At 26.5% G+C, this 25,909-nt stretch carries 23 protein-coding genes; 9 read left to right on the forward strand and 14 right to left on the reverse strand.

Going from position 1 to position 25,909, the window contains the following annotated elements; all coding sequences use genetic code 11:
- Window positions 1-11: 11 nt before the first annotated feature.
- Together SFBM_RS06230 and SFBM_RS06235 are read right to left on the reverse strand one after the other, a co-directional pair.
- Window positions 12-1,766, reverse strand: a complete 1,755-nt coding sequence (locus SFBM_RS06230; RefSeq protein WP_007440020.1) for a hypothetical protein — start codon at window positions 1,764-1,766, stop codon at window positions 12-14.
- A 22-nt stretch (window positions 1,767-1,788) separates the two neighbouring features.
- A complete protein-coding gene (locus SFBM_RS06235) occupies window positions 1,789-2,514 on the reverse strand; it encodes a lysophospholipid acyltransferase family protein (RefSeq protein ID WP_007440021.1) in 726 nt (241 codons plus the stop codon).
- Between the two features lie 162 nt (window positions 2,515-2,676).
- Here SFBM_RS06235 and SFBM_RS06240 point away from each other — a divergent pair, with 162 nt between their 5' ends.
- Window positions 2,677-3,513 (forward strand): ComEC/Rec2 family competence protein, encoded by an 837-nt coding sequence (locus SFBM_RS06240; protein WP_005805465.1) that lies wholly within the window; start codon window positions 2,677-2,679, stop codon window positions 3,511-3,513.
- 63 nt (window positions 3,514-3,576) lie between these two features.
- Window positions 3,577-5,013, forward strand: a complete 1,437-nt coding sequence (gene gltX, locus SFBM_RS06245; RefSeq protein ID WP_005805463.1) for a glutamate--tRNA ligase — start codon at window positions 3,577-3,579, stop codon at window positions 5,011-5,013.
- 13 nt (window positions 5,014-5,026) lie between these two features.
- Here the strand turns inward: gltX and SFBM_RS06250 are convergent, their stop codons facing one another.
- Window positions 5,027-5,719 (reverse strand): ribonuclease H-like domain-containing protein, encoded by a 693-nt coding sequence (locus tag SFBM_RS06250; RefSeq protein ID WP_005805461.1) that lies wholly within the window; start codon window positions 5,717-5,719, stop codon window positions 5,027-5,029.
- 164 nt (window positions 5,720-5,883) lie between these two features.
- Between SFBM_RS06250 and SFBM_RS06255 the strand changes: the two genes are divergently transcribed.
- On the forward strand, window positions 5,884-6,120 hold the full coding sequence (locus tag SFBM_RS06255; RefSeq protein WP_005805459.1) for a FeoA family protein: 237 nt from the start codon (window positions 5,884-5,886) through the stop codon (window positions 6,118-6,120).
- A 4-nt stretch (window positions 6,121-6,124) separates the two neighbouring features.
- Window positions 6,125-7,888, forward strand: a complete 1,764-nt coding sequence (gene feoB, locus SFBM_RS06260) for a ferrous iron transporter B (RefSeq protein WP_005805457.1) — start codon at window positions 6,125-6,127, stop codon at window positions 7,886-7,888.
- Between the two features lie 419 nt (window positions 7,889-8,307).
- Here the strand turns inward: feoB and SFBM_RS06265 are convergent, their stop codons facing one another.
- The 3 genes from SFBM_RS06265 to SFBM_RS06275 form a co-directional block, all read right to left on the reverse strand.
- A complete protein-coding gene (locus SFBM_RS06265) occupies window positions 8,308-10,656 on the reverse strand; it encodes a GH36-type glycosyl hydrolase domain-containing protein (protein WP_014018040.1) in 2,349 nt (782 codons plus the stop codon).
- 102 nt (window positions 10,657-10,758) lie between these two features.
- The gene (locus tag SFBM_RS06270; protein ID WP_007440022.1) at window positions 10,759-11,796 is read right to left on the reverse strand and encodes a hypothetical protein; all 1,038 of its coding nucleotides are present in this window, start codon (window positions 11,794-11,796) and stop codon (window positions 10,759-10,761) included.
- Window positions 11,797-11,805: 9 nt separating this feature from the next.
- Complete coding sequence (locus SFBM_RS06275) at window positions 11,806-12,639, reverse strand: mechanosensitive ion channel family protein (RefSeq protein ID WP_007440023.1); 834 nt, start codon at window positions 12,637-12,639, stop codon at window positions 11,806-11,808.
- Between the two features lie 353 nt (window positions 12,640-12,992).
- On the opposite strand from SFBM_RS06275, the gene SFBM_RS06280 reads away from it, so the two are divergent.
- Window positions 12,993-15,914 (forward strand): hypothetical protein, encoded by a 2,922-nt coding sequence (locus SFBM_RS06280; RefSeq protein ID WP_014018041.1) that lies wholly within the window; start codon window positions 12,993-12,995, stop codon window positions 15,912-15,914.
- A gap of 467 nt (window positions 15,915-16,381) precedes the next feature.
- On the opposite strand, the gene argS is transcribed toward SFBM_RS06280, so the two are convergent.
- Both argS and trmB read right to left on the reverse strand, forming a co-directional pair.
- The gene (gene argS / locus SFBM_RS06285) at window positions 16,382-18,076 is read right to left on the reverse strand and encodes an arginine--tRNA ligase (RefSeq protein ID WP_014018043.1); all 1,695 of its coding nucleotides are present in this window, start codon (window positions 18,074-18,076) and stop codon (window positions 16,382-16,384) included.
- 1 nt (window position 18,077) lies between these two features.
- The gene (gene trmB, locus SFBM_RS06290) at window positions 18,078-18,722 is read right to left on the reverse strand and encodes a tRNA (guanosine(46)-N7)-methyltransferase TrmB (RefSeq protein ID WP_005805445.1); all 645 of its coding nucleotides are present in this window, start codon (window positions 18,720-18,722) and stop codon (window positions 18,078-18,080) included.
- Between the two features lie 129 nt (window positions 18,723-18,851).
- Here trmB and SFBM_RS06295 point away from each other — a divergent pair, with 129 nt between their 5' ends.
- On the forward strand, window positions 18,852-19,613 hold the full coding sequence (locus tag SFBM_RS06295; protein WP_007441591.1) for a biotin--[acetyl-CoA-carboxylase] ligase: 762 nt from the start codon (window positions 18,852-18,854) through the stop codon (window positions 19,611-19,613).
- Between the two features lie 8 nt (window positions 19,614-19,621).
- On the opposite strand, the gene SFBM_RS06300 is transcribed toward SFBM_RS06295, so the two are convergent.
- The 5 genes from SFBM_RS06300 to SFBM_RS06320 form a co-directional block, all read right to left on the reverse strand.
- The gene (locus SFBM_RS06300; RefSeq protein WP_005805441.1) at window positions 19,622-20,086 is read right to left on the reverse strand and encodes a hypothetical protein; all 465 of its coding nucleotides are present in this window, start codon (window positions 20,084-20,086) and stop codon (window positions 19,622-19,624) included.
- A 35-nt stretch (window positions 20,087-20,121) separates the two neighbouring features.
- Window positions 20,122-20,517, reverse strand: coding sequence for a hypothetical protein (locus tag SFBM_RS06305; protein ID WP_005805439.1), 396 nt, complete (start codon window positions 20,515-20,517; stop codon window positions 20,122-20,124).
- Window positions 20,518-20,534: 17 nt separating this feature from the next.
- Complete coding sequence (locus SFBM_RS06310; RefSeq protein WP_007439816.1) at window positions 20,535-21,200, reverse strand: hypothetical protein; 666 nt, start codon at window positions 21,198-21,200, stop codon at window positions 20,535-20,537.
- A 41-nt stretch (window positions 21,201-21,241) separates the two neighbouring features.
- Window positions 21,242-21,553, reverse strand: a complete 312-nt coding sequence (locus SFBM_RS06315) for a hypothetical protein (RefSeq protein WP_005805434.1) — start codon at window positions 21,551-21,553, stop codon at window positions 21,242-21,244.
- A 156-nt stretch (window positions 21,554-21,709) separates the two neighbouring features.
- Window positions 21,710-22,279: a hypothetical protein gene (locus SFBM_RS06320; protein ID WP_005805432.1), complete on the reverse strand. Its 570-nt coding sequence runs from the start codon at window positions 22,277-22,279 to the stop codon at window positions 21,710-21,712.
- Window positions 22,280-22,433: 154 nt separating this feature from the next.
- Here SFBM_RS06320 and rocF point away from each other — a divergent pair, with 154 nt between their 5' ends.
- The 3 genes from rocF to gdhA are packed head-to-tail and all read left to right on the forward strand — an operon-like array spanning window position 22,434 to window position 25,301.
- Entirely contained in the window at window positions 22,434-23,327 is an 894-nt protein-coding gene (gene rocF / locus SFBM_RS06325) for an arginase (RefSeq protein ID WP_007443015.1), read from the forward strand.
- On the forward strand, window positions 23,327-23,938 hold the full coding sequence (locus SFBM_RS06330) for a 3'-5' exonuclease (RefSeq protein ID WP_005805428.1): 612 nt from the start codon (window positions 23,327-23,329) through the stop codon (window positions 23,936-23,938). The genes rocF and SFBM_RS06330 overlap by 1 nt, the downstream gene beginning before the upstream one ends.
- 16 nt (window positions 23,939-23,954) lie before the next feature.
- Window positions 23,955-25,301, forward strand: a complete 1,347-nt coding sequence (gdhA, locus tag SFBM_RS06335; RefSeq protein ID WP_007439993.1) for an NADP-specific glutamate dehydrogenase — start codon at window positions 23,955-23,957, stop codon at window positions 25,299-25,301.
- Between the two features lie 36 nt (window positions 25,302-25,337).
- Here the strand turns inward: gdhA and SFBM_RS06340 are convergent, their stop codons facing one another.
- Window positions 25,338-25,841, reverse strand: a complete 504-nt coding sequence (locus SFBM_RS06340) for a DUF4358 domain-containing protein (RefSeq protein WP_014518771.1) — start codon at window positions 25,839-25,841, stop codon at window positions 25,338-25,340.
- Window positions 25,842-25,909 lie beyond the last annotated feature (68 nt).

A 25,909-nucleotide genomic window follows, 5' to 3' on the forward strand; every position in this document is an offset into this window, starting at 1 on the left:
AGAGTACCTCCTTAATTTGGTTTATTTCTTATTAAATCAAATAAATCTAATGCTGCATTCTTAGGACCATCTTTTTCCATACCATCTATAGCTAGACAAGTCTTAAGTTCTCCTACCTTTACCTCAAATTCAAACATCTTTTCAAAATATTTATTAAGTAAAATATCTGTTTCGTTTTGTTTTTGCATAGGTCCAAATGGATTTGCAAAATAAGAAGATACCAATCCCTTTTCATGTGTTGTACCTTTTGCAAATCTATTACCATCTCTAAATATTTTTATTATATCTTTTATTTTATCCTTACTATATAATTTAATCGTACTACCACTTGCTTTTTCATAATTATTTGCATATAGAATAAAATCAATTTTGTTGCCCATTATAATATCACGATAGCTAGAAACAGGCATAACAAGTCTTGCATTAGTTTTATCTGGATTCATAAATATGCTTCTATCAATTTCCTTAAATGCATACCCCTGATCTAAATCATCAAGTCTTACAAAAGCCCCTATTTCAGTACCATACCCATAAATTCCATCTTGAGCAATCTTTAAAACTCCCATATCATCAAATATTACTGTCATGTCAGAAATATATTCTTCCCCAAGGCTCCTAAAAGCTTCAAGTGATTCTGATTTACCAGCCCCTGAATCTCCAACAATTACAATATTTGATGATGTTCCATCTTTTAAAGTTATAGAAACCATAGCTCCATGAATTGGTAGATATCCCCTTTTAATCATAACCAAATTATGAAGTGTTAAAGTCATCTTTTTTAAATATCCAAAATAATCAACATCTTTGCTATAAGTAACGAGTCCCACCATCATATTATTTTCTCTATCATCATAAAAAACTGTTTTATGCTCAATTTTCTTATCTATAGTCAAGTCTTCTGCACCATAAACATACATTATATCTGGATTTCTTCCAACATACTCATCCCTATTTGACATTTCAAATAAATTAGATAATGCTATCCCATTAGCCATAAAATCTTTATGAAAATAAATAAATGCCAAAAGTTCCCCAACCTTCGCAGGATAGCAAAACCAATTTTCATTATCTATTTCACAGTTCCTAAACGGATTCTCAAATACTTCCGTAAAAGATCCACTCCTTGTATTTTTAGTTGGATATGAAATAAACGGAGTTTCTAATGAAATTGTATCTATAAATTTTATATCTTTGACCAATTCATAATTATCTAATTTCCAACTGTAATCATTCAATACAATAGATGCATTATTACCTGACTTTAATTGCCTATAAACCAATGGTACTTTTGATGTAACAGAGTTTTTTACTTTACGATAAAGTTGCATTATTAAATTCGTAAATTTTGAATTAGCATCGACAAACCCAAGTTTTATAATTCCATCCCCAACAGAAGTTTGAGTGAGTATTGTATACCTCTCAAGTTTTATCCAGTAAGAATAAAAGTCTTCTATAAAATTATCAAAACTATATTTATCCTCAAGAAGATGACAATATCTAACCCTCATATTGATAACCTCTTCTCTCTCAAATATAGTTAAAAGTTCTAATATTTTTATAAGAGACATAACAAATTCATCTAAATCTTCTATCCCTCTTAAAAAATACTTGTATATACTATCTTTTCTAGTTATCTTCTTATTTAAATAGTGAGTCAATACCTTTTTAAATCCATTGCTCTCAAGTACATCTTCAAACGTACTACAATACTTTTTAGTAAAATTCATCATTACTTTATCATTGCTTATAGAAAATTCTTTAATCATAGTAATTGCCTCCATATAAAATTTATTTAAGCTGCTTATATACCTCATTCATTCTATCACGAACTATAACATGTAAATTTCTAAGTTCATCAGAATCTAAAGAGTGTATGTCTATAGGATCTAGTATACGAACTTTTACGTTTCCATCTCTAATCATATTATTATTATCTTCATAAATCTCCCTAGTACCATACAACACCATCGGAAGAATTTTTACCCCAGATTTAAAAGCAAGTTTAAAACTACCTTTTTTAAATTCCTCAATTCGTCCTGTATTATTCCTCTTTCCTTCTGGAAACACACACATACTGGTTCCACTTTTTAATACTTCAATTCCCCTATTTAACTCAATTATAGAAGACCTATTATTATTTCTATCAATAAAGATAGATCCAGCAGTCCTCAACCACTCACTAAATATTGGAACTCTTGATAATTCAATTTTTGAAACAAAACAAATTGGCTTAGGAAAAGATTTTATTACAGTTGCAATATCTGCTATTCCTAAATGATTCGAAACAACTAAATACGTTTCATTTAAGTTAATTTTATCTTGTCCAATAATATCAAAATCTATTTTCGCACTTTTATAAAATATTTCTGAAAATAATTTACAGGATTTTGTAAATAACTTAGTAAATTTTTCACTATCATTGTACTTTTTAGACTTCTTAAAACTCCTTAAATTTAAAGTCATAAAAATATAATATTTCACATAAGCAGTCCAATAAAAAAGTATTTTATACAAGTTTTATCCCTCGCATTTTCTTTTTAAAAATATTTATTTTTATATTATATTAATTAGATATTAATTTTTACAAGTAATTTTTTATTTTGTTTTCAATGAATAATTTAATATAAACTATGAAAAAATTTTTAAAAATATACTAAATATATACGAGGTAAAGTTATGAAAAAGATAAAAAAATTCTTACTCTTTATACTACTTCTTTTTCTTATTTCATGTTCAAATAAAAATACAAAAGACTCCTTCAATCTCTTCTTTTTCGATGTTAATCAAGGAGATTCTAGTTTAATCAACTATAAAAATGTATCAATTTTAATTGATACAGGAGAAAAAGAATTTATTGATAATATTATAGACATTATCAAATCTAAGAATATCAAAACGCTTGATTATGTAATACTCACACATGATCATTCTGATCATTCATCTGGATTCCCTAAAATTTACAAAAATTTTAAAATAAATAATATAATCTTACCTGAAATTCTTAAAGATGAAACTTTTAATGAAGTTAAATCTTTAATAAAAGGTTCCGAAACTAAATTATTATACATTAACAAACCAACCACACTAACCATAAAAGATGATTTTACTATCAAATTCCTACGTGATTTTTCCAAACCTATAGAAGAATTCAACGATTCATCCCTTGTATTCCAAGCTTCAGTCAAAAATTTTGATGTTTTATACACTGGTGATATTGAAGAGAATGGACAACTTGATATTTTGAACATGAACATAGAAAGTGAAATATTGAAGGTACCTCATCATGGAGCCTATAATAATGATAAAAATAATGTCAAAAAATTTATTGAAAAAGTTAATCCTTATATATCTATCATTAGCGTTGGAAATAATTCATATGGACATCCCAATAAAAACACTCTAAATATCTTAAATGATATAAATTCTAAAATATTAAGAACAGATGAACTTGGAACTATTATTATAAACTGTGATCTTAAAAATAATACACTAAGCATAAATACAATTATTTAGTATTTAACGTTTTATTTTTTTTGTGTATAATTCTTATATAAATTTTTATGGAGGTAATGCTATATGGTAAGAACACGTTTTGCTCCAAGCCCTACTGGATATATGCACATCGGAAATCTAAGAACGGCTTTATATACATATTTGATTGCTAAAAAAGAAAATGGTAAATTCATTTTAAGAATTGAAGATACAGATACCGAAAGACTTGTTGAAGGAGCAATCGAAATAATTCTTAATGTTTTAAAAGATACCGGTCTTAATTACGACGAAGGACCTGATGTCCCAGGTAATTATGGACCTTATATACAAAGTGAACGTAAACATTTATACGAAGAATATGCTGAAAAATTGGTAAAAGATGGCCATGCTTATTATTGTTTCTGCACAAATGATAGACTATCAAAATTAAGAGAAGAATCAAGTAAAAAAAATGAAATATTTAAATATGATAAACATTGTCTCCATTTAACTAATGAAGAAATTAAAGAAAATCTATCCAAAAAAATTCCTTATGTAATAAGACAAAATAACCCAACTCATGGTGTTACTACATTCAACGATATTTTGTACGGTGAAATTAGTGTTCCAAACTACGAACTTGAAGATATGATACTTCTTAAAACTGATAAAATGCCAACGTATAACTTTGCAAATGTAATTGATGATCACTTAATGGAAATTACACACATAGTTAGAGGAAAAGAATATCTTTCATCTGCACCAAAATACCAAAGACTTTATGAAGCATTTTCTTGGAAAGTACCAACATACATACATTGTCCTCATATCATGAAGAATGAAACAGAAAAACTTTCAAAAAGAAATGGAGATGCCTCATACAATGATTTAATATCCAAAGGATATTTAAGTGTGGCAATACTAAATTATATTGCTCTGCTTGGATGGAGTCCTGAAAATAATGAAGAATTTTTCACTCTAGATGAACTTATCGATAATTTCAATTATAAAAACATATCAAAATCATCATCAATATTTGATATTAAAAAACTTACTTGGATGAATTCTGAATACATCAAAAAAATGAATAAAGATAAATTTTATAATATAGCAACTAAATATTTAAAAAATCTTCCTCCTCAAATAGATAAAAAACTACTGTGTGAAATGATTCAAAATAGAATTGAAATATTATCCCAAATTCCTGAAATGATAGACTTTTTAATACATATTCCAGATTATGATTTAAGCATTTTTGAACATAAAAAGATGAAAACTACTATTGAAACATCTAAAAATATTTTAAAAGACGTACTTCCTATTTTTAGAAATACAAATGATTATTCTATAGAAAATTTAAATTCACTAATCAATAACTATATAAAAGATAATTCTTATAAAAATGGTTTTGTATTATGGCCAATAAGATGTGCATTATCTGGTAAAAATTCAAGTCCTGGTGGTGCTACAGAGCTTGCCTACCTACTTAAAAAGGAAGAAACATTAAATAGACTAGAAAATGCAATAAACAAATTATCATGAAAATAAAGAGGACTTACAAATCATCTTGTAAGTCCTCTTTAATATCTAAAATATATTTTTCAATCTTTTTCCATCTAACGTATATATAAAACAAATTAACTACATCATCTAAATTATAGTTTAATATCTTTTTAACCTTATCTTCTGGTATCCTATTTATATAATCATAATCTTTGACAATCTTTGCAAATGTCTTAGCAATAGTAACTCCACTCATAAGTTCATTTTTTCTATCAATACCAGCTATCTTTTCTAAATTTTTAAGACCTATGTTATCTTTATTATTTGAAATTTTAGAAAATTCCTTCTGTAAATCAATCTCTTCAAAATAATTCTTTATATCAAAATCCACATTATACTGATTAAAAAGATAATTTATAACAGTAAAATCATTATTTCCAGAAAACGTTATAATATATTTTTTACTAAATTCTAAATACATCTTCTTAAAATAATCTTTTGCCAGCAAAAGCAAAGTATGTATTTCATATTTGTTTTCTATCATATACTGAGTAACCTTCAATTTCTTAAGGTCATCATCATAATAGCAACACCCAAAAACTCCTATACAAATAGGTTTCTTATACACATAGTGTTCCAAATCAAAATAAATAGCATGTTTATACACCTCAATATCTACATCTCCATTCAAAACACTATCTATGTCAAATTCCTCAACATCGCAATACTGCTCCAATATCCTCATAAAAATTACCGCTCATTTCTCTTCACAGATTACCTTTACTATTATAAAATTAAGATAATAATAAAACAATATAAATTTAAAATATTTAATTTGTATTATATCTACATTATTAAAATATATTTGTTAATTATAAAACTTTTTTATTTTATTATACGGAGGATTATATGAAAAATTTTAATAAAATATTAGTTGGTGAATCATATAAAATTGAAGATATATTATGCGATACTCCTATAAAAAAACGTCTTAATTCACTCGGTATATTAAAAAACTCCTCTATCGTTATATACGAGAAAATACCATTAGGTGGCCCTATAATAATTAATGTTAATGGATGCAACATAGCATTAGAAAAAAAAATATTCAATACTCTAATTCTTAATAAACATATAGGAGAATAATTTTATGAAATGTTCTTTGATCGGAAATCCAAATGTTGGTAAAACAACTATATTTAATATATTAACAAGATCAAATCAAAAAATTGGTAACTATCCTGGTGTAACAGTTCAAAAAAAGGTGGGTAAAATAAAAGATAATATAGAATTAATAGATCTTCCTGGCATATATTCTTTAGACTCACTTTCGATTGAAGAAAAAATATCACTTGAATATCTAAAAACCGAAAAACCCGATTTAATTATAAATGTTATCGACTCATCAAATTTATATAGAAATTTATTTTTAACCCTACAATTAAAAAGTTTTAATATTCCTATGATATTAGTTCTTAACATGATTGATATTGCAGAGAAAAATAATATAATAATAGACACTAATAAGCTATCCCTACAATTTAATTGTAAAATATTTGCTATTAATGGAAATAAAAAAAGTAGCACAAAATCTCTTAAAAATTTTATTGAAAATTATCAACCTATAAATATTAAAAACGACGAAATCAATAAAGATGAATCATATGATAAAATTTATGAAGAAATAGATTCAATTTTAAAATCCTGTCTTAAAAACAATAAATATATAGGAAAAAATAAATCCGAATATATAGATAAAATCATTTTAAACAAGTATTTATCATTACCAATACTTATCATAATTTTCTATTTAGTATTTAAAATAACCTTCTCTTGGGTTGGCGGACCTTTATCAGATATATTTTCTAATTTGATATCAAATAAATTTATTCCAACAATTGAAAATTTACTATTATCTTCATCAAACCTAACTAAATCATTTATATTAGATGGTATTATAAGTGCAGTTTCTACTATTATATCTTTTCTTCCAATAATACTATCAATGTTTATATGTTTAACATTTTTAGAAAGTTGTGGTTATATAGCAAGATCTGCAGTTTTATTAGATCGATTTATGGGTATATTCGGACTATCTGGTAAAGCATTTTTACCTATGCTTATGAGTTTCGGATGTACTGTTCCTGCTATAATGGCAACTCGTACATTTGAAAATGACAACGATAGAAAAACTTCTATATTTCTATTACCTCTCATAAGTTGTAGTGCACGACTGCCTGTTTTCTTATTATTCACAAACATATTTTTTAAAGAACATAGAGAGATTGTAATATTGTTCCTATATGTACTAAGCATTATTCTTGCTATAATTATTGGTCTCATAATGAAATCATTTTCTAAAAAGAATTATTCAGGAGAAGTTTTTATTTTAGAACTTCCGAATTATAAACTTCCCTCCCTATCGTATATTTTTAAAGAATCTCTAAATAAAATTTCTTCATTCTTTAAAAAAATAGGTACCCTTATACTATCAATATCAATAATAATTTGGTTTTTATCTAATTTTAATATTTATGGATTTTGTTCTGTTGAAGATAGTTTCTTATACTCTATAGGTACATATATTTCAAAAATATTTACCCCACTAGGATTTGGTTTTTGGCAAGCAGCCGTGTCACTAATAACTGGATTAATGGCAAAAGAATTTATAATAAGTTCTATGGGAGTTGCATTCGGATTAAATTTACATGAAATCCTTCCAACATTTTTCAGTGTACAATCATCAATATCTTTCTTAGTTTTCGTACTATTATATACACCTTGTATTTCTGTATTGTCTACAGTAAAACATGAATATGGAATGAAACTTACAATTATATTAACAATATATCAATTCCTATTAGCATACTCCGTATCATTTTTTGTATTTAATATTATAAATTTATTTTGGTGATAAAATGGAAAAATTAATTATAATAACAATAGTTACCTTAAGTTTTATTCATGTTTTAAAAACAATTTTTAAAAAAGATACTTCTTGCAAAAATTGTAATAAATCCTGTAAAAAAAATGATATAATAACAAAAGTTGAAAAAAAGAGATAAAATTTATAAACAATTCATGAGGCATTTTATATACCTAAAAATATCATAAATACTAAATTAAAATTTTTTAGCATTTAATTATTCCACAACTTCCACATATTTATTCACATATTTTCGTTAGTATATTGTTATAATCTATCAAATTCAAATATCTATCCTATGTTTTTAGGTTAAAATAACTAAGTTATACACATTATGTTGTTAACTATGTGTATAACTTTATATTATTCATGTTAATATATGTTGATATTTAAAATAAACTTATTTTTTAATACTTTAAATAAACTTCAACATTATATTCCTTATTTTTCTTAATATCTTTTATAATATTCCCAATTATTTTCTCTCCATTTACATAAATTTCTAAATTATTAACCTTCATACGTTTAAAATTTATGTTAAATTTTGATCCCCTATATTTTTTTATTATTGAAAACTCATTCCAATCTTCAAAAGGTTTTGGATCTATCAAAAGTCCTTTAATATTTCCTCTAACTCCTATCACAAAATTTGTTATAATCCTATGGAACCAAACAGATGATCCAGTATTAAAGCTCCAGTTTCCCCTACCAAAATTAACAGAATAGTCTCCCTCAACACTTGATGGCATAACGTATGGCTCTATCTGATACAAATCAATTTTATCATTCTTCTTTATTGGATTTATATTATCTACTATCTCTTTTGCAATATCTAATCGATTAATTAAAATAAATGCGAGTATTCCCCACATACATGAATGATAATATATAGAACCATTTTCTCTTATCCCTTCTGCATATCTTGTTATATACCCTATACTCTTATTTAAATTATCATATGGAGGATCCAAAATCTTCAATCCAAACTCTGTATTCAATAATTCATATACCTTATCCATTATATATATTTTTCTATCATCATCACACACATCACTTATTACTCCAAAAACTTGAGGAAGTAAAAATATCCTATGATCATCATCACAACAACCTATTTTTATATCCCTAGATATACCTCTTAAATACCATTTACTATTAAATCCAAAATTATTTATTGAATTCTTCAAAAGTTCACTATAATATGTAATTTTATTTATAAAAAATAAATCACCCATGATCTCACATATAGGTGTAAACTCTATTAAAATTAAATAAAGAAACTCACTTACAAATATACTATCTCCATCAAAATTACTTATAGCATCATTCCAATCATGTTTTAAAATTAATGAAAGTCCTCTATCACTCAAATTCTTTAAAGAATATTCTATACTCCTCTTTAAATGATTATATAAACTTTCCTTAATAAAACTATCTAAATATCCTAAATTCTCATTTAAAATACTAAAATCAGATGTTTCATTTATGTATATTATTGTTATATATACAAGCCATAGATGATCATCGCTTGAATTTGTATCTAACCCGCACCTAGATTCATCCAAAAAATAATGTATAACTCTTCCATCTATAAATTCCATATTCCCATGCTCCAAAATCTGTTTCCTAGTCAACTCACTCTTACTGTTTAAAAATATCATGGAGTCCTGAAGATGATCTCGAAATCCAATTCCTTTATTTATTTGATAATAAGATCCTTTCCCCAAAAATCTGCATGAAATAGTTTGATATTTACACCATATATTAACCATAAAATCTATACTTTTATCAGGTGTAGATATGATTTCATCATCTATAAACTCCCTCATATAATTTTTAAAATTAACAAATTCATAAATTATATCATCAATAGATTTATATTTAATAAGTAATTCTCTAAGTTCAGCTTCCGATTCGCATATTCCCATATAAATAGATGTTTCTTTTTTATCACATGGATTTAAGTTCAAATATATCTGAATACAAGATACCATATGAAAATTTTCCCCAGATTTATTTGACAAATATTTCTCATTAAGAGACTTTGGATTTTTAAGAGAATTATACATACCTATAAAACTTTCTTTACATGTATCATAAGAAACTACTTCATCCAAAGATGTCATAAAAAATATATATCCGTATTCTCTGTTGTTACAATGTCCATATTTATCCATTACTCCCCAAAATGTTTTATTAAATATAATACTATTTAATTTTGTATCAAACCTACTTTTCATAAATAACTTATCAAACTCTTTATTCTCCTCAGGGAAATTTGATAAATATAATTCGGCATAACTAAATATACTTAATCTTCTATAAGTGTCCGATAAATTTTCAAGCTCTAGTAAATAAAACTCTACTCTGTCATCTTTTGATAAAAAAACCTTCAATGTAGACCTAATACCATTATATGTATGAGTAAAAATGGCATATCCAATTCCATATGTAACTGTATAATCATCTCCACATAAATCAAGGGGCTTATATGTAAACCCCCAAACATCCATTGTATCCTCATCTCTTATATAAAAATATTTCCCAAAATCATCAAGTATTGAGTCTTGAACAAATCTTGTAATTCTATTTTCAATAGAATTTTTCCCCCAAGAATATCCTCCACCTGTTTGAGTTACCAAAATCGAATAATTTCCATTACTTATTATATTACTCCATGGTTTTGGGGTTCTTGGATTTGTTATTTTATATTCATACCCATCGTTTGAAAAATAACCATATTTACAGGAGAACATACAAACTACACTCCACTCTAAAATCGTTTTAATTTATTATTGCTATAACTTTATAATTATATTCTAATATTTAAAACAAAAAAAAGTAGAACATAGTCCTACTTACCCATATAAAATTAGTCCTGATATAACACTATTTTCCTCCATGTCAAATTCTATTTTTTTTAACAGTGTAAAATCTTTAGCATTATATATTTGTAAATACTTATCAGATAATATAAAAATTTTATCTTCTGATATATCAAATACCTTTATATTATAATAAAATTCTGTTTTACTACTCTTCAATGTTTTTCTATCAATTCTTATTACGCTATCTTTATTTATATCCGAATTATCCCCCCTAACTGTAACGTAAATATTATCTTCATATAGAAGTATCTTATCCAAATTATTACTAATCGTATTTATGTAATCAAAAGTTTCTGTGTATATATCATAAATTCCTATTTTCCCTGATTCACTCTTTGCATTTGCATCATAATTTGTAAAATATATTTTACCATTATAATAAAACATATCATTTTGATACAATCCAAATTTTGATAAATTAAATTTATTTATGATTTCTAAATTATTCTTATCTAAAACATTCAAATAAGAATTTCCATTATTATTTCTACTAAAAATATATACATTATCATCATCAATATATATTTTCCCAACCACGTGATCATCTACATTAATTGTTTTAATTTCATTTGATAAATCCTTATTATAAATACTCAACTTATTTAAAGAATGCGTTATGTAAATTCTATCGTTATCTATAAAAATTTTATAAATATCTTCAACGTCTAAATTAACTTTTGTATATCCATTAGTATATTTATCAACCTCTATTAAGTAACTATTACCCTTAGTTGAAACTATATCATTTGATTTAAAATAAAAATTCGAATCATCAGATGGTACAAAATCTCCAAGGTAACTTATACCTTCTAATGAAAACTTTATCCTATTACCTTCGTTACCCTCATAATCATATTGATTTATAAAAGATTCCCTCTTATCTTTATTAAAAGATATAATCCCAACATAATATCCGTAATTTAAATTACTTGCATACTCTACATTACATGATACAAAAGACATAAGTATCATGAACATAATAAATGTAGATTTGATAACATATCGCATTTTTACCTCCTAATTTCTTATGATAGAGTATCTTTGTGTTGGTAAAATGATATTTTGAATTAATAATCTATCCATTATTAACTGCCTTAATTCATTCTCTATACCCCAATGGGTCAAAGGCTTTGAATATCCAATTATCCTATATGTTATACTAACTTGATCCAAGGAAACAGTACCATAAATATATGGTTTAACCGTTATATCATCATGTGAATATTTGTTCAAAACATAATTTATACTTTCAACAACATCCTCAGATTTTTGATTTAATCCAACCTGTATATCTATTAAAATTCTGGAATCTTTCCTCGAATGATTTGTAATTTGGTTTATAGCTCCGTTTGGTATCACATGATAATCACCATTAAAATCCCTAAGCTTAGTTACTCGGGCTTGAACACTATCTACAATCCCCTTAAAATCATTTGATCCCTTATTTATAGTAATATAATCTCCCACAGTAAATTGATTTTCAAATGTTATAAATACCCCATTAAATAAATCTTTTAAAATATTTTGAGACGCAAATCCAAGAGCAACTCCAATAATACCTGTCAAAGTTACTCCAATAGCTCCTACAAAATTTTGAATCATAACTAAAATTAAAACAGTAATAAAAGAGTAACGTGCTATACTCATAACAAGAGTTTGAATTGTATGTAAATGGCCTTTGTCTATTCTACTATTAAATACTTTTTTACTAAACACACTCTTAATTACTTTACACACAATTTTATAAATAATATAAATCACTATAACACTAAATACTGAATCCAAAATTTTATTCCCAAATTTTAAGGAAGAATCAATTAAACTCTTAAATAAATTTTCAAATACCTTCATCACATAATCCCTTCTATTTATAGATCGTTATTATATGTTAAATTAAAAATGGGGAATTTAAACAAAAGAAATGCTTTACAAATTAATAGTAAATAATCAGAAATGAATATAAAAAATATAAGAAGATTGACGAATAATAAAGTAATGTAAAAATCTTGATAGTTATCTAAATTTAAAGATTATAAATAATATTCTCTTGATTATATCATAATCAAAAATCTAAATCTACATAAAACTTTTTATTATATATTGAGTTTAGATTTGATTCATTGTATTATTGTTAACATACTATTAATAATAAGTTTACTTTTTACATAGTTTACTTATTTTTTGTAATTTCGGAGGAACTTATAATGAATAAATTAAAGACAATATCTTCTATATCTTTAGGTGTTGCTGTTTTGTCCCTCTCGCTTCCAAGTAATTTAGTGCATAAAGCATCAGCATTATCAAACACTTTATATACATTAACAAATGAAGATTATAAAATACAATATACAAATAATACTCTTACATTAACTTTCAGTAATTCTGCTGTTCATAACAATATAACTACTATAAAACTTAAAGATAAAAATGGTAAATACTTAAGCTTTGATAAAAATTCAGAAAATTTTACACTCAAAGTAAATGAGGGTTTAGTTAATGGGATTTACTCTCTAGTATTCTCTCTAAAAACATCTAGCTCTCAAACAAAAGAATTAATTTCACCTATATATGTAAATTTTTCTCAAGTATCAAGTCAAAAATTATCTATCACTTCATTAAATCCTATAGTAACCCTCACAAACACCGATGGAGTAAACAAATTAACTGCTCGCTTTACAGTACTTAATATACAAGAAAAAATTCGTGGTGCTAGAATTTTAAGTTCTAATTTTTCCCAAATTGGTTATTTGGAAAATGCATCTAATACAAGAAATTATGTATTCAATTTAGGAACAAACAATCTTTCATCAAACGAAATTTATTACATTGAATATACTTTAGAAGATTCAAACAATAAAACATATACAATAAAGATCCCATTTACACACTCACCAAACTCAGTACAAATTAATCAAATAAATACAAATGGCTTTACTTATACTTCAAACGAAAATTCAAATGGAAAAATGGATCTTACTCTAAACTTTAGCGGAGTTGATAATAAAAATATCACATTTACTCAAGTCAATAATTATGGAGTTGGTATACTTCCTTCTTATGACAACAAAGGACACATAATTCTAAAAGATCTTCAAAAAGGATCAACTATCCAAGCTAATATTAAATATCAAGATGGGAAATATATAAATTTAGTCTTTAAGGTGCCTGATAAATCTCAAAACAATGAATCCGCTATACCTTTTTTAAGATTCATAAACACACCATCAATAACACTTAAGAGAGGAACTAAAATTACTATTCCTTTAATAAAAGATGATTTCACTAGTGCAGAATTTACAACTCCAAATAATTATTTGAAATTTGTTAGTATAGATCAATTTGGAACAGAAATTGATTTAACAGATGAAGTTAGAGTTTCTTCATCAATGAATAAAATAGATGTTTCAGTTAATTCAAATATTGAAACATTGTCACAAGATTCACAAGTTTATGTTAAGGTCTATAGCCCAACAAAATCTTGCTTTTTCCCTTTTAATACATCAAATACAACTGCAACTACAAAATCATCGGCTTTTGATGTTATAAAAAGCAGCACAAATCTCGATTCTGTTTCATTAACATTTAGACCAAACAGTACTGTTTTAGGAAATAACGAAACCTTTTCTGATGGAGATATACTTATTTTAAATGATTCAATACAAGCTACACTCTCTTCTGATAAAAAAACATTCTCTATTAACACAAAAGTGAACAAGCTTGTAAATGGTATCAACACATATACATTTATTAGAAATTCCTCAAGTGGTAACTCAAATTATGTAACTGGTGAATTCTTAGCAAGCTTCAATTCATCATCGAATGATATATCTCCAGCAATAACTAGTTTTAATGTTAAAACTAACAATAGCACTAATCTTACACTCAATTTAACCATAAATCAGGATATTATTAATTATTATGGTACAAAAAATACAATAAAAATTCGTGATGAGTTTGGAACTAATATAAATGTAAAGGCAAACTTGAGACAAAATGGATCTGAAAAGTACTACGAATTAATAATCGATCCTCCAAGCCAACTTGTTCCGAATAGATACTACACTATAGAATTTTCAAATGGATTAAATTCATTCGAATCAAACTTCATATTTAACAACAATACAAGCTATAATCCAAGAATAAATTTATCATTTAACAGTAATTCTACGTTTACTCTCAAAAATTTAAACAGTATCCCTGGATACTCAAATTATGAATTTAATATAAGAATTACGGATTACTATAATAAAAATAATATTTTCTATGAAAATTTTCCTCAAAATTATTATGGAGAAAAACTAACCCAAACTTCTATTACTAGAAATTTAAACAATGGAAAATATTTTAATCATGGTGATAGGTATTTGTTGGAAATTTCAAATGTTACAACTGGTGATATTTATAGAACTGATTTCACATTCAGAGAAGGAGATGTATTAAGTGGTGTAGGAAGCTTGTCTCAAATAAATATTTCCTCAAGCTCACTTATAAATACTGATGATAAAGTTTCATTCTCTTATTCAATTCCAAATAATAAATCTATAGCAACTATAATCACAAATACTAATGGAATAACAGGAGAATACTACAATAATAGAATAAACCTAACTAATATCGTTCCAAATAAAATTTATACGAACTTGAGAGTAACAGTTAATTTCACTGATGGAACTAATCAAAATATAATCATAAGTGAGTTTAAAGCTAATAAATCATCAGATGAACTTAAAAATTACATCGCAAAAGTTTATACAACTGCTTTAACTCCTATAAACGAAACTAACAAATATAAAATCAGATATGCAGATGAAGAAGGTTTTAAATATTGGTACGATATGCTCTACAACAAAAAAATATCTGGACCAGAATTCATTTATAGAATTCTAGATGCTTCTGAATTTAATAACGTTCAATCATCACCTCAAAACAAAATAAGAGCTCTTTATCCTATAGTTACAAATAGGGAAGGAGATACTAATGGAATAAATTATTGGATTAATGAATTTAATACAACATCTTCATCTTTAAACAGTGAAAGTCTTGCACTACAAATAACACTAAGTAAAATGCTAAACGAAGCAGAACCTCAAAGATTATTTCAAAGTCTAGGAATAAGATTAAACTAAATCACTCACCCTACAATTAGATTGTGGGGTGATTTTTATATTAAAATTATTTATTTACCTATTACTTATACTAAATATTTCTGCATTCCCTCTTAAAAATACGTTTCCAATAAATATAAAAAACTCTTTAACATCATATTCAGAATCTTTATACTTACCAAACATTTATGTATATGGAAATAATTCAATCGCCTTTGATATTCCCAATCACCTTAAATTTTCATATCTAAATGTAATTTCATTTATCTCACCCTCAGGTAAACAACTAATACACACAATTCCTCAATTGATAAACATAAATTCCTCTCCTGTATATATATCACTTAGAAAACCTCTGAACGAGATAGGAATATATAAAATTATCTTTTCAGGTAAAGATGAACTAACAAATAATCAAATCGATTTAATTGGAAATTTCACATTTAGATAAAATAAAGGAATGCATTATATATGCATCCCTTTATTTTTTACATTTCATCAACAGTTTCAATACCTATTAGATATAATGCATTTTTAATTACTATTGTTGTAGCATAAACTAAAATAAGCCTTGAAATTTTTAAGTTCTCATCTTCAAGATTCAAGATATTGTTAGAATTATAAAATTTATTAAACGCTTTTGCTATATCAATCACATATCTTGTTATAATCGATGGCTCTAAATAGGATATAGATGATTTAATGTTATTATTAAAATCACTAAGTACTTTAATTAAATTATTCTCATTATCATGCGTAAGAAGTCCTAAATATTTCTCAGTATCTATATTTTCAATATCAATTCCACTCTTTTTTAAAATAGATTTTCCTCTAGCAAAAGTATATTGAACATAAGGTCCAGTTTCTCCCTCAAAAGATAAAATATCATCGAAATCAAATATGATATCCCTTTCTCTATTCATTTTTAAATATGTAAAAACTATAGCTCCAATACCAACTTTCTTTGAAACACCATCCTTATTCGAAAGATTAGGATTCTTTTCTTCAATTACATTTCTTATCTTATCTATAGACATATTTAAAAGATCTTCAAGAAGAATAACTTCTCCTTTTCTCGATGAAAGCTTCTTATCTTTAAACTTAACAAGTCCAAATCCAACATGAATACAATCCTTCGCCCATTCATAACCCATAAGTTCTACAGTTTTAAATACCTGCTTAAAATGAAGTGCCTGAGGAATACCAGCTACATATATATTCTTATAAAAATTATAAGTTTTCTTTCTATATAACAAGGAAGCTAAATCCCTAGTTGCATAAATCGTAGCTCCATCTGCTTTTTTTATAATACATGGTGGCATATTATAATCATCAAGTCTAACAACTCTAGCACCAAATGAATCATCTAATAGATTTTTATCCTCAAGTTCACAAACAATTGCATCCGTCTTATTGGAAAAAAATGCTTCTCCGTCATAAGAATCAAACTTAACTCCTAAATCCTTATATAATTTTTCAAACTCCAAAAGACTAAGCTCCCTAAACTTTTTCCAAAGCTCTATACACTCCTCATCTCCATCTTCAAGCATCTTGAAATACTTTCGACCCTCATCTTCAATCGATGGATCATTTTCTGCTTCATTGTGAAATTTTACATATATCCTAAATAACTCGGATATAGGATTCTTTTTAAGTTCTTCAATATCAACCCATCTCTTATATGCATAAATAAGCTTACCAAATTGAGTTCCCCAGTCACCTAAATAATTAATCCCAACAACATCATATCCTTGAAACTTATGTAATCTATATAAAGAATTCCCTATAACAGTTGTAAATAGATGACCTATATGAAATGGTTTTGCAATATTTGGCGAAGAATAATCAATCACTATCGTCTTACCTTCTCCATCATTTGACTCTCCATATCGATCTTTTAATTTTAATATACTACTTAACACATCTCGCGAAAAACTGGACTTATCCACGAAAAAATTTAAATATGCTCCAACAGTTTCAATTCTATCTATAACTTCATGCGATATTTTAAGTTTTAAATCCTCTGCAATAATTTGTGGGGATTTTCTAAGTTCCTTTGCAAGTTTAAAACACGGAAATGCTAAATCACCCATATTTTTATCAGGTGGTATCTCTATAGAATCATAAACATTTATACCAATGATTTCTTCTATCAAATCACTTATAATTTTTCTATAATCCAATTTATTTTCTCCTTCCTTTATATTTTGAAACAAAATACATTATCCTCATGCCCTTATTCATAAATTTTTCTTCATATTCCGTCATAATATTTTTTATATTCTCACTATGTAAATCAAAAGTTTTATATATAATCTCAAAATCATTCCCTTCTAAATACTCTATAGAATCTAAAAAGAAATTTTCATGATCAGTTTTCAATATAATTTTAGAATCTTCTTTCATTATTTCAATATACTTTTGTAAAAATCTAGGATGAGTTAACCTCCTTTTATTATGCCTAGACTTTGGCCATGGTGTTGAAAAGTTCAAATATATATCCGAAATCTCCCCCTTCTCAAACACCTCATCTATGTAATTAATATCAAATGATAGAATTCTTACATTATTTAAATTTAAGTTCTCACACTTACGTTTAACATAAACTAAAACTTCATTCTTTAAATCTACTGCAACAAAATTTTTATCTGGATTCTCATCTGCAATATTCTCCATAAATCGTCCTTTACCACATCCGAGTTCTAAACAAATATCATTTTCATTATCAAATATCTCATTCCATCTACCCTTAAATTCTCTAGGATCCTCGATAAATAAATCACTCTCTAAAAGTTCTGGAAGTGCCCAGGCTTTCCTTCTTAATCTCATTTTATCTACCTCAAATAAAGAAATACTCTTAACAATTTATTATTCTATCATATAAAATATAAAATTTGACATTATTTGAAATATTTTTTATAATTAGTAATCTAAATTTCAATGCATTGGAGTATAAATATGGACTTAAATAATATATTTGGTGCACGAATCTACGAATTTGAAACCATATCTTCAACCAATGACTTCTCCAAACAACTATGTATGGATAATCCCAAAAATGGAACAATAGTTATCGCCAACGAACAAACAAAAGGTAAAGGGCGTTTAGGTAAAACGTGGTCATCAATAAAAAACAAAGGTTTATATTTCTCCATAATATTTAAATGTGATAATAACAAATCAAAATATGAAACCTTAACACCAATAATATCCCTCGCAATTACGGACCTCCTTAAAAATTATTCATTAAATCCCAAAATAAAATGGCCAAATGATATATTAATAAACAATAAAAAAGTATGTGGAATACTTTGCGAATTTAAACAGAGTCCTCACGGAAATTTCATAATATGTGGCATAGGTGTAAATCTTTATCAAGATATTTCAGACTTTAATGAAGAACTAAGAGATAAAGCAACAAGCATCTCTATAAACACAAACATAAAAATAATAAGAAATGAATTTATAAATAATTTAATTTCCAATCTTCATGTTTACTATAATAATTTTAACAGCTCATCCTTAAAACCATTTTTAAATAAATATACAGAATTATCCTCTCTCTTAAATAAAGAAGTATCTCTAAAAATAAATGGATACGATACTTCGGGTAATGTCATTGGATTCAATGAACTTGGATACTTATTATTAAAAACAGAGAATAAAGTAATCGAAATATCCTCTGGAGAAGTAACATTAAAAAATACATATAAAAAATAAAGGAGCAATTACTGCTCCTTTTGATCTTTTTTATCCTTACATTTATTTTTGCACTTACCTCTATGTTTAAACTCACTATCTAAAATATTTTTAATTTCATCCTTAAATTTAGCAGAATTTATTTTTTCTCTTACTTCCTTAATTTTAGAAATTCTCCCCTCTAATCTTTCTACCTTTTCATTATCATTTTCACCTTTATACTTTTCAATCTCCTTCTCCATAAAAGAAATCTTACTATCTAAATGATCCAAAACATTTTTCTTAACTTCATCAAATTTTCCATATTCTAATAATTTGATTATAGATTCCTTATGTTTACCAATAATTTTCTTATCATGTGAACACTCTGTACTCTCACTATACAATTTTTTACTAAACTCTTTGCTCACAACTGATTCTCCTTGAACCATACCTGTTAAAAAAACTAACAAGCATCCTATAGCCAAAATAAAATTTTTAACTCTATTATTCATATTTATTCTCCTCATCGTACTTATATTTTTTAAGTTTATACTGCCTCTTTATGTCTAACCTGCATTGCTTCTTTTAAATCACTCTTAGTTTTTGCAGAATTTATATTATTTAAAATTTTGTTCAACCGTTTAATCTCATTTTCATATAACTTAATTTTATCCTCATTATTTTCTCTTTTAAAATCTTCAAGTTTTGTAACTGTTAATTCCATCATGTTATCTATGTATCCAAGTATCGATCCTCTAATCTCTTCAATCGGTGTATTATCCCAATAATTATTTGGATCAACTTCATCTTTCATGTTCCCAAAAGAAACTACTGGATCCTGAGTATTAATACTTACTGTTGCATCTTGTTTATTTGAATATCCAATACAAAATGCTGAACATACTAAAACTCCAATAATTGAGAATATAAACATCTTTTTCATAAAATTCCTCCTAAAATTTAATAAATTATACCATCTGCATAATTTCTCTCTTCTCCGTCTTTAATAATTAATATCTGCTCATTAAGCCCATTTTCGAGTCTGAAACTCGGTCTATATCCAACTTCCTCTGGCTCCTTCGGAAATACTAAAAGTACATTATTCTTATCGCTGTTATTCCCAAATATCTGTTTATAAAGACCCTCAAGCTCCTCTTCAAATACTTTATCTAAATTTTCAACTATAACAGAGCAATGACGAACATTCTCTCCATTTTGCTTGTATTCAATAGATTCAAACACATTATAAAATAACTCATTACTCTCATTATCAATTTCATGTTTTAAATTTCTAAGAGTATCTTCCCTCAAACTATTTTTCAGTTCGAGCTCCACAAAATCTCTATACTCTTTTTTCAAGTCAACCCTAACAGATTGTTCAAATTTATCATATAACTCTGAATATAATTCATTCTCAACCTCTGTCTTTACCTTAGCCTTCATATTGGTGAAAACTTTCTGACGTTCACGATTTATATTGTTTATAATTCCAATTATTGCAATACAAATCGATGCAACCAAAATAATTAGAAACTTCACCCACTCTTTCTTAAAAACATTTATTCTACTATTAGAATGTTTCTTTTCCTCATCAGCGATAACATTACCATTCTCCACTTTATACACCTTTTCTCTCCTCCAATCAAAATTCAAATATCAAAATATATCTAAGATTTAACCCATTTTCTCTCGAGTCTAATCTCCTTTATCAAATCTTTCTTAAGACTATCCATAACATCATCCAAAAGTTCTACTCTAAGCTCCTTAAGTACCTCAGATTTTAACGAATCTTTAAGTTTTGCCTTAACTTTCGTCTCAACTCCATTTAAAATTTGCTCCTTTACATCCCTTTTATAATTTGTGAGCATATATCTTGAAGACTCTACCTTCACAAAATTAATTATCGGTACTTGAATAATAGTTGAAAAAAATAAAACAACAACTGGAATAAGTGCGTATTTAAATTTTATAAACTTCATTAAAATCTTCTCCCTTGTTCTTAATCATTGTATCTATTTTGGTATAATTGGATAATTTTAATACATTTGTAAACTTTAAAATTTTTTAGTCTTTTTTAACAGGATAAAAAAAATATGAAGAATAACTTAACAATTATCTTCATATTTAAAATTCCTCTATTTAGTTGTATAAAGCAAAATGTCACTAAACATTGAATCGCTCACATTTTTAATTATCTTCTCATAATTATCAAACTGAAGAGATAAATCTATATTTCCATTCGGATGATCATATCTATCTATATTTCTTATCTCTGTTAAATAAATCACCTCTCGTGAACCCCCATTATCTGGAGTAAACACTATTGAGTTTCTCGTAACCTCAAAATTTCCAAGGACATCGATACCATCTAAATTATACTTTCCATAATATGTATTTTTGATATTAGCTAAATCTTCACTCTTAAAATTTTTCTCAGATGGATATATATTATTTTCTGATTTCTTTCCTACGTTATCTTTCCCCTCATAGGAATTCTCAAAAGTATTAGTTTTTGTATCTGTATTTTTATCTTTATCCTTATAATAATTATCAACAAATGATTTATCATTCACACTACTTAAAGCACTCTCAAATTTATCAGCATTTGCCCGTTTACTACAACTAACTAATATGATCAATATCAAAACCATACAAAACACAATTATGGGTTTTGTTATGTCAAAAGGATTTCTACCATTATTCATTTTAAAAATTCTCCTTCCTTACAATAACAATTTTTGTTATAATTAGCTTATTTAAATTTAATTATACTTAAAATTATGTATTATATTTCCAGATTTATCGACATTTTATACTAAATATTTTAAAATTAATAATTTCGGAGGATCTTTGCCTAAGATGAATTTAAATATAATAACTGTTTCCACATTTTATGGATGTGATAAAAAAGGAGTTGAACTAGGACCTAAAGCTCTAATCAACAATAATCTTTTATCTATTATCAAAAATTGTGGACACACAATAAATGAAATAATCGATATACCAGTAGATATAGATAATAAAAATAAATTTGATAATAATAAACAGATTAAATACTTTGATAAAGTTAAAACTATAGTTAAAAATCTTTCCATCTCAATTGAAGAAAGCTATAAAAATAATACATTTCCACTAGTTTTAGGTGGAGATCATGCCATATCTATCGGATCACTAGCTGGTTTTTCTAAAAGTTTCAAAAATACTGGAGTAATCTGGATAGATGCTCATGGCGATTTGAATATCCCAAGTTCATCGCCTTCATACAATGCCCACGGAATGCCACTCGCATGCTCACTTGGGTATGGTCATGAAGAATTTATATCAATATTTAAAAAAAATATTGATCCCAAAAATGTATTTCTATTTGGCATACGATCTCTTGATAATTGGGAAAAAGAATTTATAATCAAAAATGAAATGCACATATACGATAGAAATTCATTTGATCAAATTCCTCAAGACTTAATGATTGATACTTTAAAAAAATATACAAATAAAAATAAGATTGAAAACTTCCACTTATCATTTGATATTGATGTATTTGATCCTTTAATCGCACCTGGTACCGGTACTCCAGTCAAAAAAGGATTGTTAATGGATGAAGTTAAAAATCTTATGAGTAAGTTGTTATCTTCCATAAATATAGTTTCAATAGATTTTGTTGAATTTAACCCTCTACTCGATAAAGATAATAAAACCCTTACTGCTTGCCTTGAAATTCTTGAATTTATATTTAGGAGGATAAAAAAATAATGAAATTATTGTTTTTAGATACCGAAACTACGGATAAATCTCCAGGTCAAATATGCCAATTAACATACATAATATACGATACGGATTTACCTAAAGAAAATAGAGTTAGTGCAAAGAACTTCTTTTTCTCTGTTGACTTTGTATCAGATACTGCATACAATGTCCATGGATTTGATGTTAATACACTAAAGAGTCTAAGCGGAAACTTGACATTCAAAGATCTTTACAAGTTATTTAAAAAAGATTTAACAGAAAATGATTTTATACTTGGTCATAATATAAATTTCGATATTTCATTTTTAAGAAGGGAATTCGATAGGATCAATGTTGAATTTAAACCAAAAAACTTGTTTTGCTCCATGAACTATTTTAAAAACATACTTAAACTTAAAAATTCAATTGGAACGATTAAATCACCAAAATTATCAGAACTGTTAGAACATCTTAAAATTACTGAAGAAAATATTTTAAATTCTACAAATAAACTATTCAATAGCGACGAAACCTACTTTCATGACGCACGTTTCGATACAACGGCACTATACCTTGCAATTATAAAATCCATAAAGCTTAATTTAATAAACAATGGATATTTTTCGAATCAAATATAATTTTAGGAGTGATTTTATGATTAATGTTAAAAATTATATAAAAGATATTTACGAAAAAGTTATATCTAAAAATCCATCCGAACCTGAATTTCATCAAGCGGTACATGAAATTTTATTCTCTCTTGAACCCGTATTAGAAAAATACCCAAAATATATCGAACACAACATATTAGAAAGAATTGTTGAACCAGATAGATTCATTCAATTTAGAGTAGCTTGGCTTGACGATAATGGAAAAACTCAAGTTAATAGAGGTTTTAGAGTTCAATTTAACAATGCAATCGGACCATATAAAGGAGGACTCCGTTTCCATCCAACAGTTTACTCCTCTATAATTAAATTCTTAGGATTTGAACAAATATTTAAAAATTCGCTAACAACCCTTCCTATGGGTGGAGGAAAAGGTGGATCTGATTTTAATCCAAAAGGAAAATCAGATAATGAAATAATGAGATTTTGTCAATCATTTATGAGTGAGCTTTACAAGTATATTGGAGAAAATATAGATGTCCCTGCAGGAGATATTGGCGTTTCATCAAAAGAAATTGGATATATGTTCGGCCAGTATAAAAGACTCAAAAACGATTTCACTGGAGTTCTAACTGGAAAAGGAATTCCTTTTGGCGGAAGTCTTGTTCGTAATGAAGCCACAGGATATGGAGTATGCTATTTTGGAGAAGAAATGCTAAATACATTTTCTAAATCTTTCAAAGGCTCTAAAATTTCTATTTCAGGTTCTGGAAATGTTGCAATTTACGCAGCTCAAAAAGCATATGAGCTAGGTGCAACCGTAGTATCCATGAGCGATTCATCAGGATACATCTACAATGAAAATGGAATAGATTTATCTATAATAAAAAAGATTAAAGAAATTAAACACGAAAGAATAAGTGAATATTTAGAATTTGATAAAAATACTAAATTCAATGGAAACTTCAAAGAAATTTGGAATGAAAAATGCGATATTGCTCTACCATGTGCAACGCAAAACGAAATAACTGAGGATTCTGCGAAAGTTCTAATTAAAAATGGATGTTTCTGCGTTTGTGAAGGATCTAATATGTCATCAACTCCTGAGGCTATAAAATTATTTTTAGATAACAATATTTTATTTGGTCCATCAAAAGCTGCAAATGCTGGTGGAGTTGCAGTCTCTGGGCTTGAAATGTCTCAAAATTCACTTAGATATTCGTGGTCTTTTGAAGAAGTTGACGAAAAACTTAAAAATATAATGAAAAATATATTTAAAGTTTGCTATGACACATGTTCCGAATTCTCACTTGGAAATAATTTTCTTGCTGGTGCAAATATCGCAGGATTTAAAAAAGTTGGAGACGCAATGATATCCCAAGGTATATATTAAAAAATTAAACGGTATGAATATCATACCGTTTTTCTATTAATTGGCATTATTTACTACCTTAATTAAATTCTCAAAAATCGTAACTGCATTATCCGCTATAATATATCCTTTTATATTTCTATCACTAAACTTCTTAACATTCTTGATAAGTTCATATTGATCAGGTAAATATCTGCTCCATGTAGCATCCAAGTCCTCTAATCTTCTTGTAATACCTTTATCAATTAAATCTTCTTGTTCCTTAGTTGAAAACTTAAATAACGCAATTTCTGTTGCTTGAACATTCAATGGACTTAAACAAAATGTTGCCTCATCATAACTTGAAGAAGCTATTGCCATTAAACTTCCTATTTCACTATCACCTAATTTCTCTAATTTTGGTATATCAACTCCACTTATAATTTTCTCATAAATTTCATCGGTTGAAAGGTTAACATTTTTAGACGCATTAGATCCTTTACAAGAAGCCATAATCCCTAATAATAAAAAACATACAAAAACAAATGAAAATCTCCTTATATTGTTAAACAAAAAAACCACCTCTTTAATTTATTAATGTTATTTTATATCACATAGAATTATTTTATACAAAAAAAGCACCACATAAA

The organism is Candidatus Arthromitus sp. SFB-mouse-Japan, from assembly GCF_000270205.1.
In the GTDB taxonomy this organism is placed as follows: domain Bacteria; phylum Bacillota; class Clostridia; order Clostridiales; family Clostridiaceae; genus Dwaynesavagella.

Excerpts from the sequence above, each read along its gene's own strand:
- SFBM_RS06230 (WP_007440020.1), bottom strand. The coding sequence starts at position 1,766 with ATGATTAAAGAATTTTCTATAAGCAATGATAAAGTAATGATGAATTTT.
- SFBM_RS06315 (WP_005805434.1), bottom strand. The coding sequence starts at position 21,553 with ATGAAGTTTATAAAATTTAAATACGCACTTATTCCAGTTGTTGTTTTA.
- SFBM_RS06265 (WP_014018040.1), bottom strand. The coding sequence starts at position 10,656 with ATGTTCTCCTGTAAATATGGTTATTTTTCAAACGATGGGTATGAATAT.
- SFBM_RS06300 (WP_005805441.1), bottom strand. The coding sequence starts at position 20,086 with ATGAATAATAGAGTTAAAAATTTTATTTTGGCTATAGGATGCTTGTTA.
- trmB (WP_005805445.1), bottom strand. The coding sequence starts at position 18,722 with ATGAGATTAAGAAGGAAAGCCTGGGCACTTCCAGAACTTTTAGAGAGT.
- gdhA (WP_007439993.1), top strand. The coding sequence starts at position 23,955 with ATGATTAATGTTAAAAATTATATAAAAGATATTTACGAAAAAGTTATA.
- SFBM_RS06240 (WP_005805465.1), top strand. The coding sequence starts at position 2,677 with ATGAAAAAGATAAAAAAATTCTTACTCTTTATACTACTTCTTTTTCTT.
- SFBM_RS06330 (WP_005805428.1), top strand. The coding sequence starts at position 23,327 with ATGAAATTATTGTTTTTAGATACCGAAACTACGGATAAATCTCCAGGT.
- SFBM_RS06255 (WP_005805459.1), top strand. The coding sequence starts at position 5,884 with ATGAAAAATTTTAATAAAATATTAGTTGGTGAATCATATAAAATTGAA.
- feoB (WP_005805457.1), top strand. The coding sequence starts at position 6,125 with ATGAAATGTTCTTTGATCGGAAATCCAAATGTTGGTAAAACAACTATA.
- SFBM_RS06280 (WP_014018041.1), top strand. The coding sequence starts at position 12,993 with ATGAATAAATTAAAGACAATATCTTCTATATCTTTAGGTGTTGCTGTT.
- SFBM_RS06320 (WP_005805432.1), bottom strand. The coding sequence starts at position 22,279 with ATGAATAATGGTAGAAATCCTTTTGACATAACAAAACCCATAATTGTG.
- SFBM_RS06275 (WP_007440023.1), bottom strand. The coding sequence starts at position 12,639 with ATGAAGGTATTTGAAAATTTATTTAAGAGTTTAATTGATTCTTCCTTA.
- gltX (WP_005805463.1), top strand. The coding sequence starts at position 3,577 with ATGGTAAGAACACGTTTTGCTCCAAGCCCTACTGGATATATGCACATC.
- SFBM_RS06305 (WP_005805439.1), bottom strand. The coding sequence starts at position 20,517 with ATGAAAAAGATGTTTATATTCTCAATTATTGGAGTTTTAGTATGTTCA.
- SFBM_RS06295 (WP_007441591.1), top strand. The coding sequence starts at position 18,852 with ATGGACTTAAATAATATATTTGGTGCACGAATCTACGAATTTGAAACC.
- SFBM_RS06250 (WP_005805461.1), bottom strand. The coding sequence starts at position 5,719 with ATGAGGATATTGGAGCAGTATTGCGATGTTGAGGAATTTGACATAGAT.
- rocF (WP_007443015.1), top strand. The coding sequence starts at position 22,434 with ATGAATTTAAATATAATAACTGTTTCCACATTTTATGGATGTGATAAA.
- SFBM_RS06270 (WP_007440022.1), bottom strand. The coding sequence starts at position 11,796 with ATGCGATATGTTATCAAATCTACATTTATTATGTTCATGATACTTATG.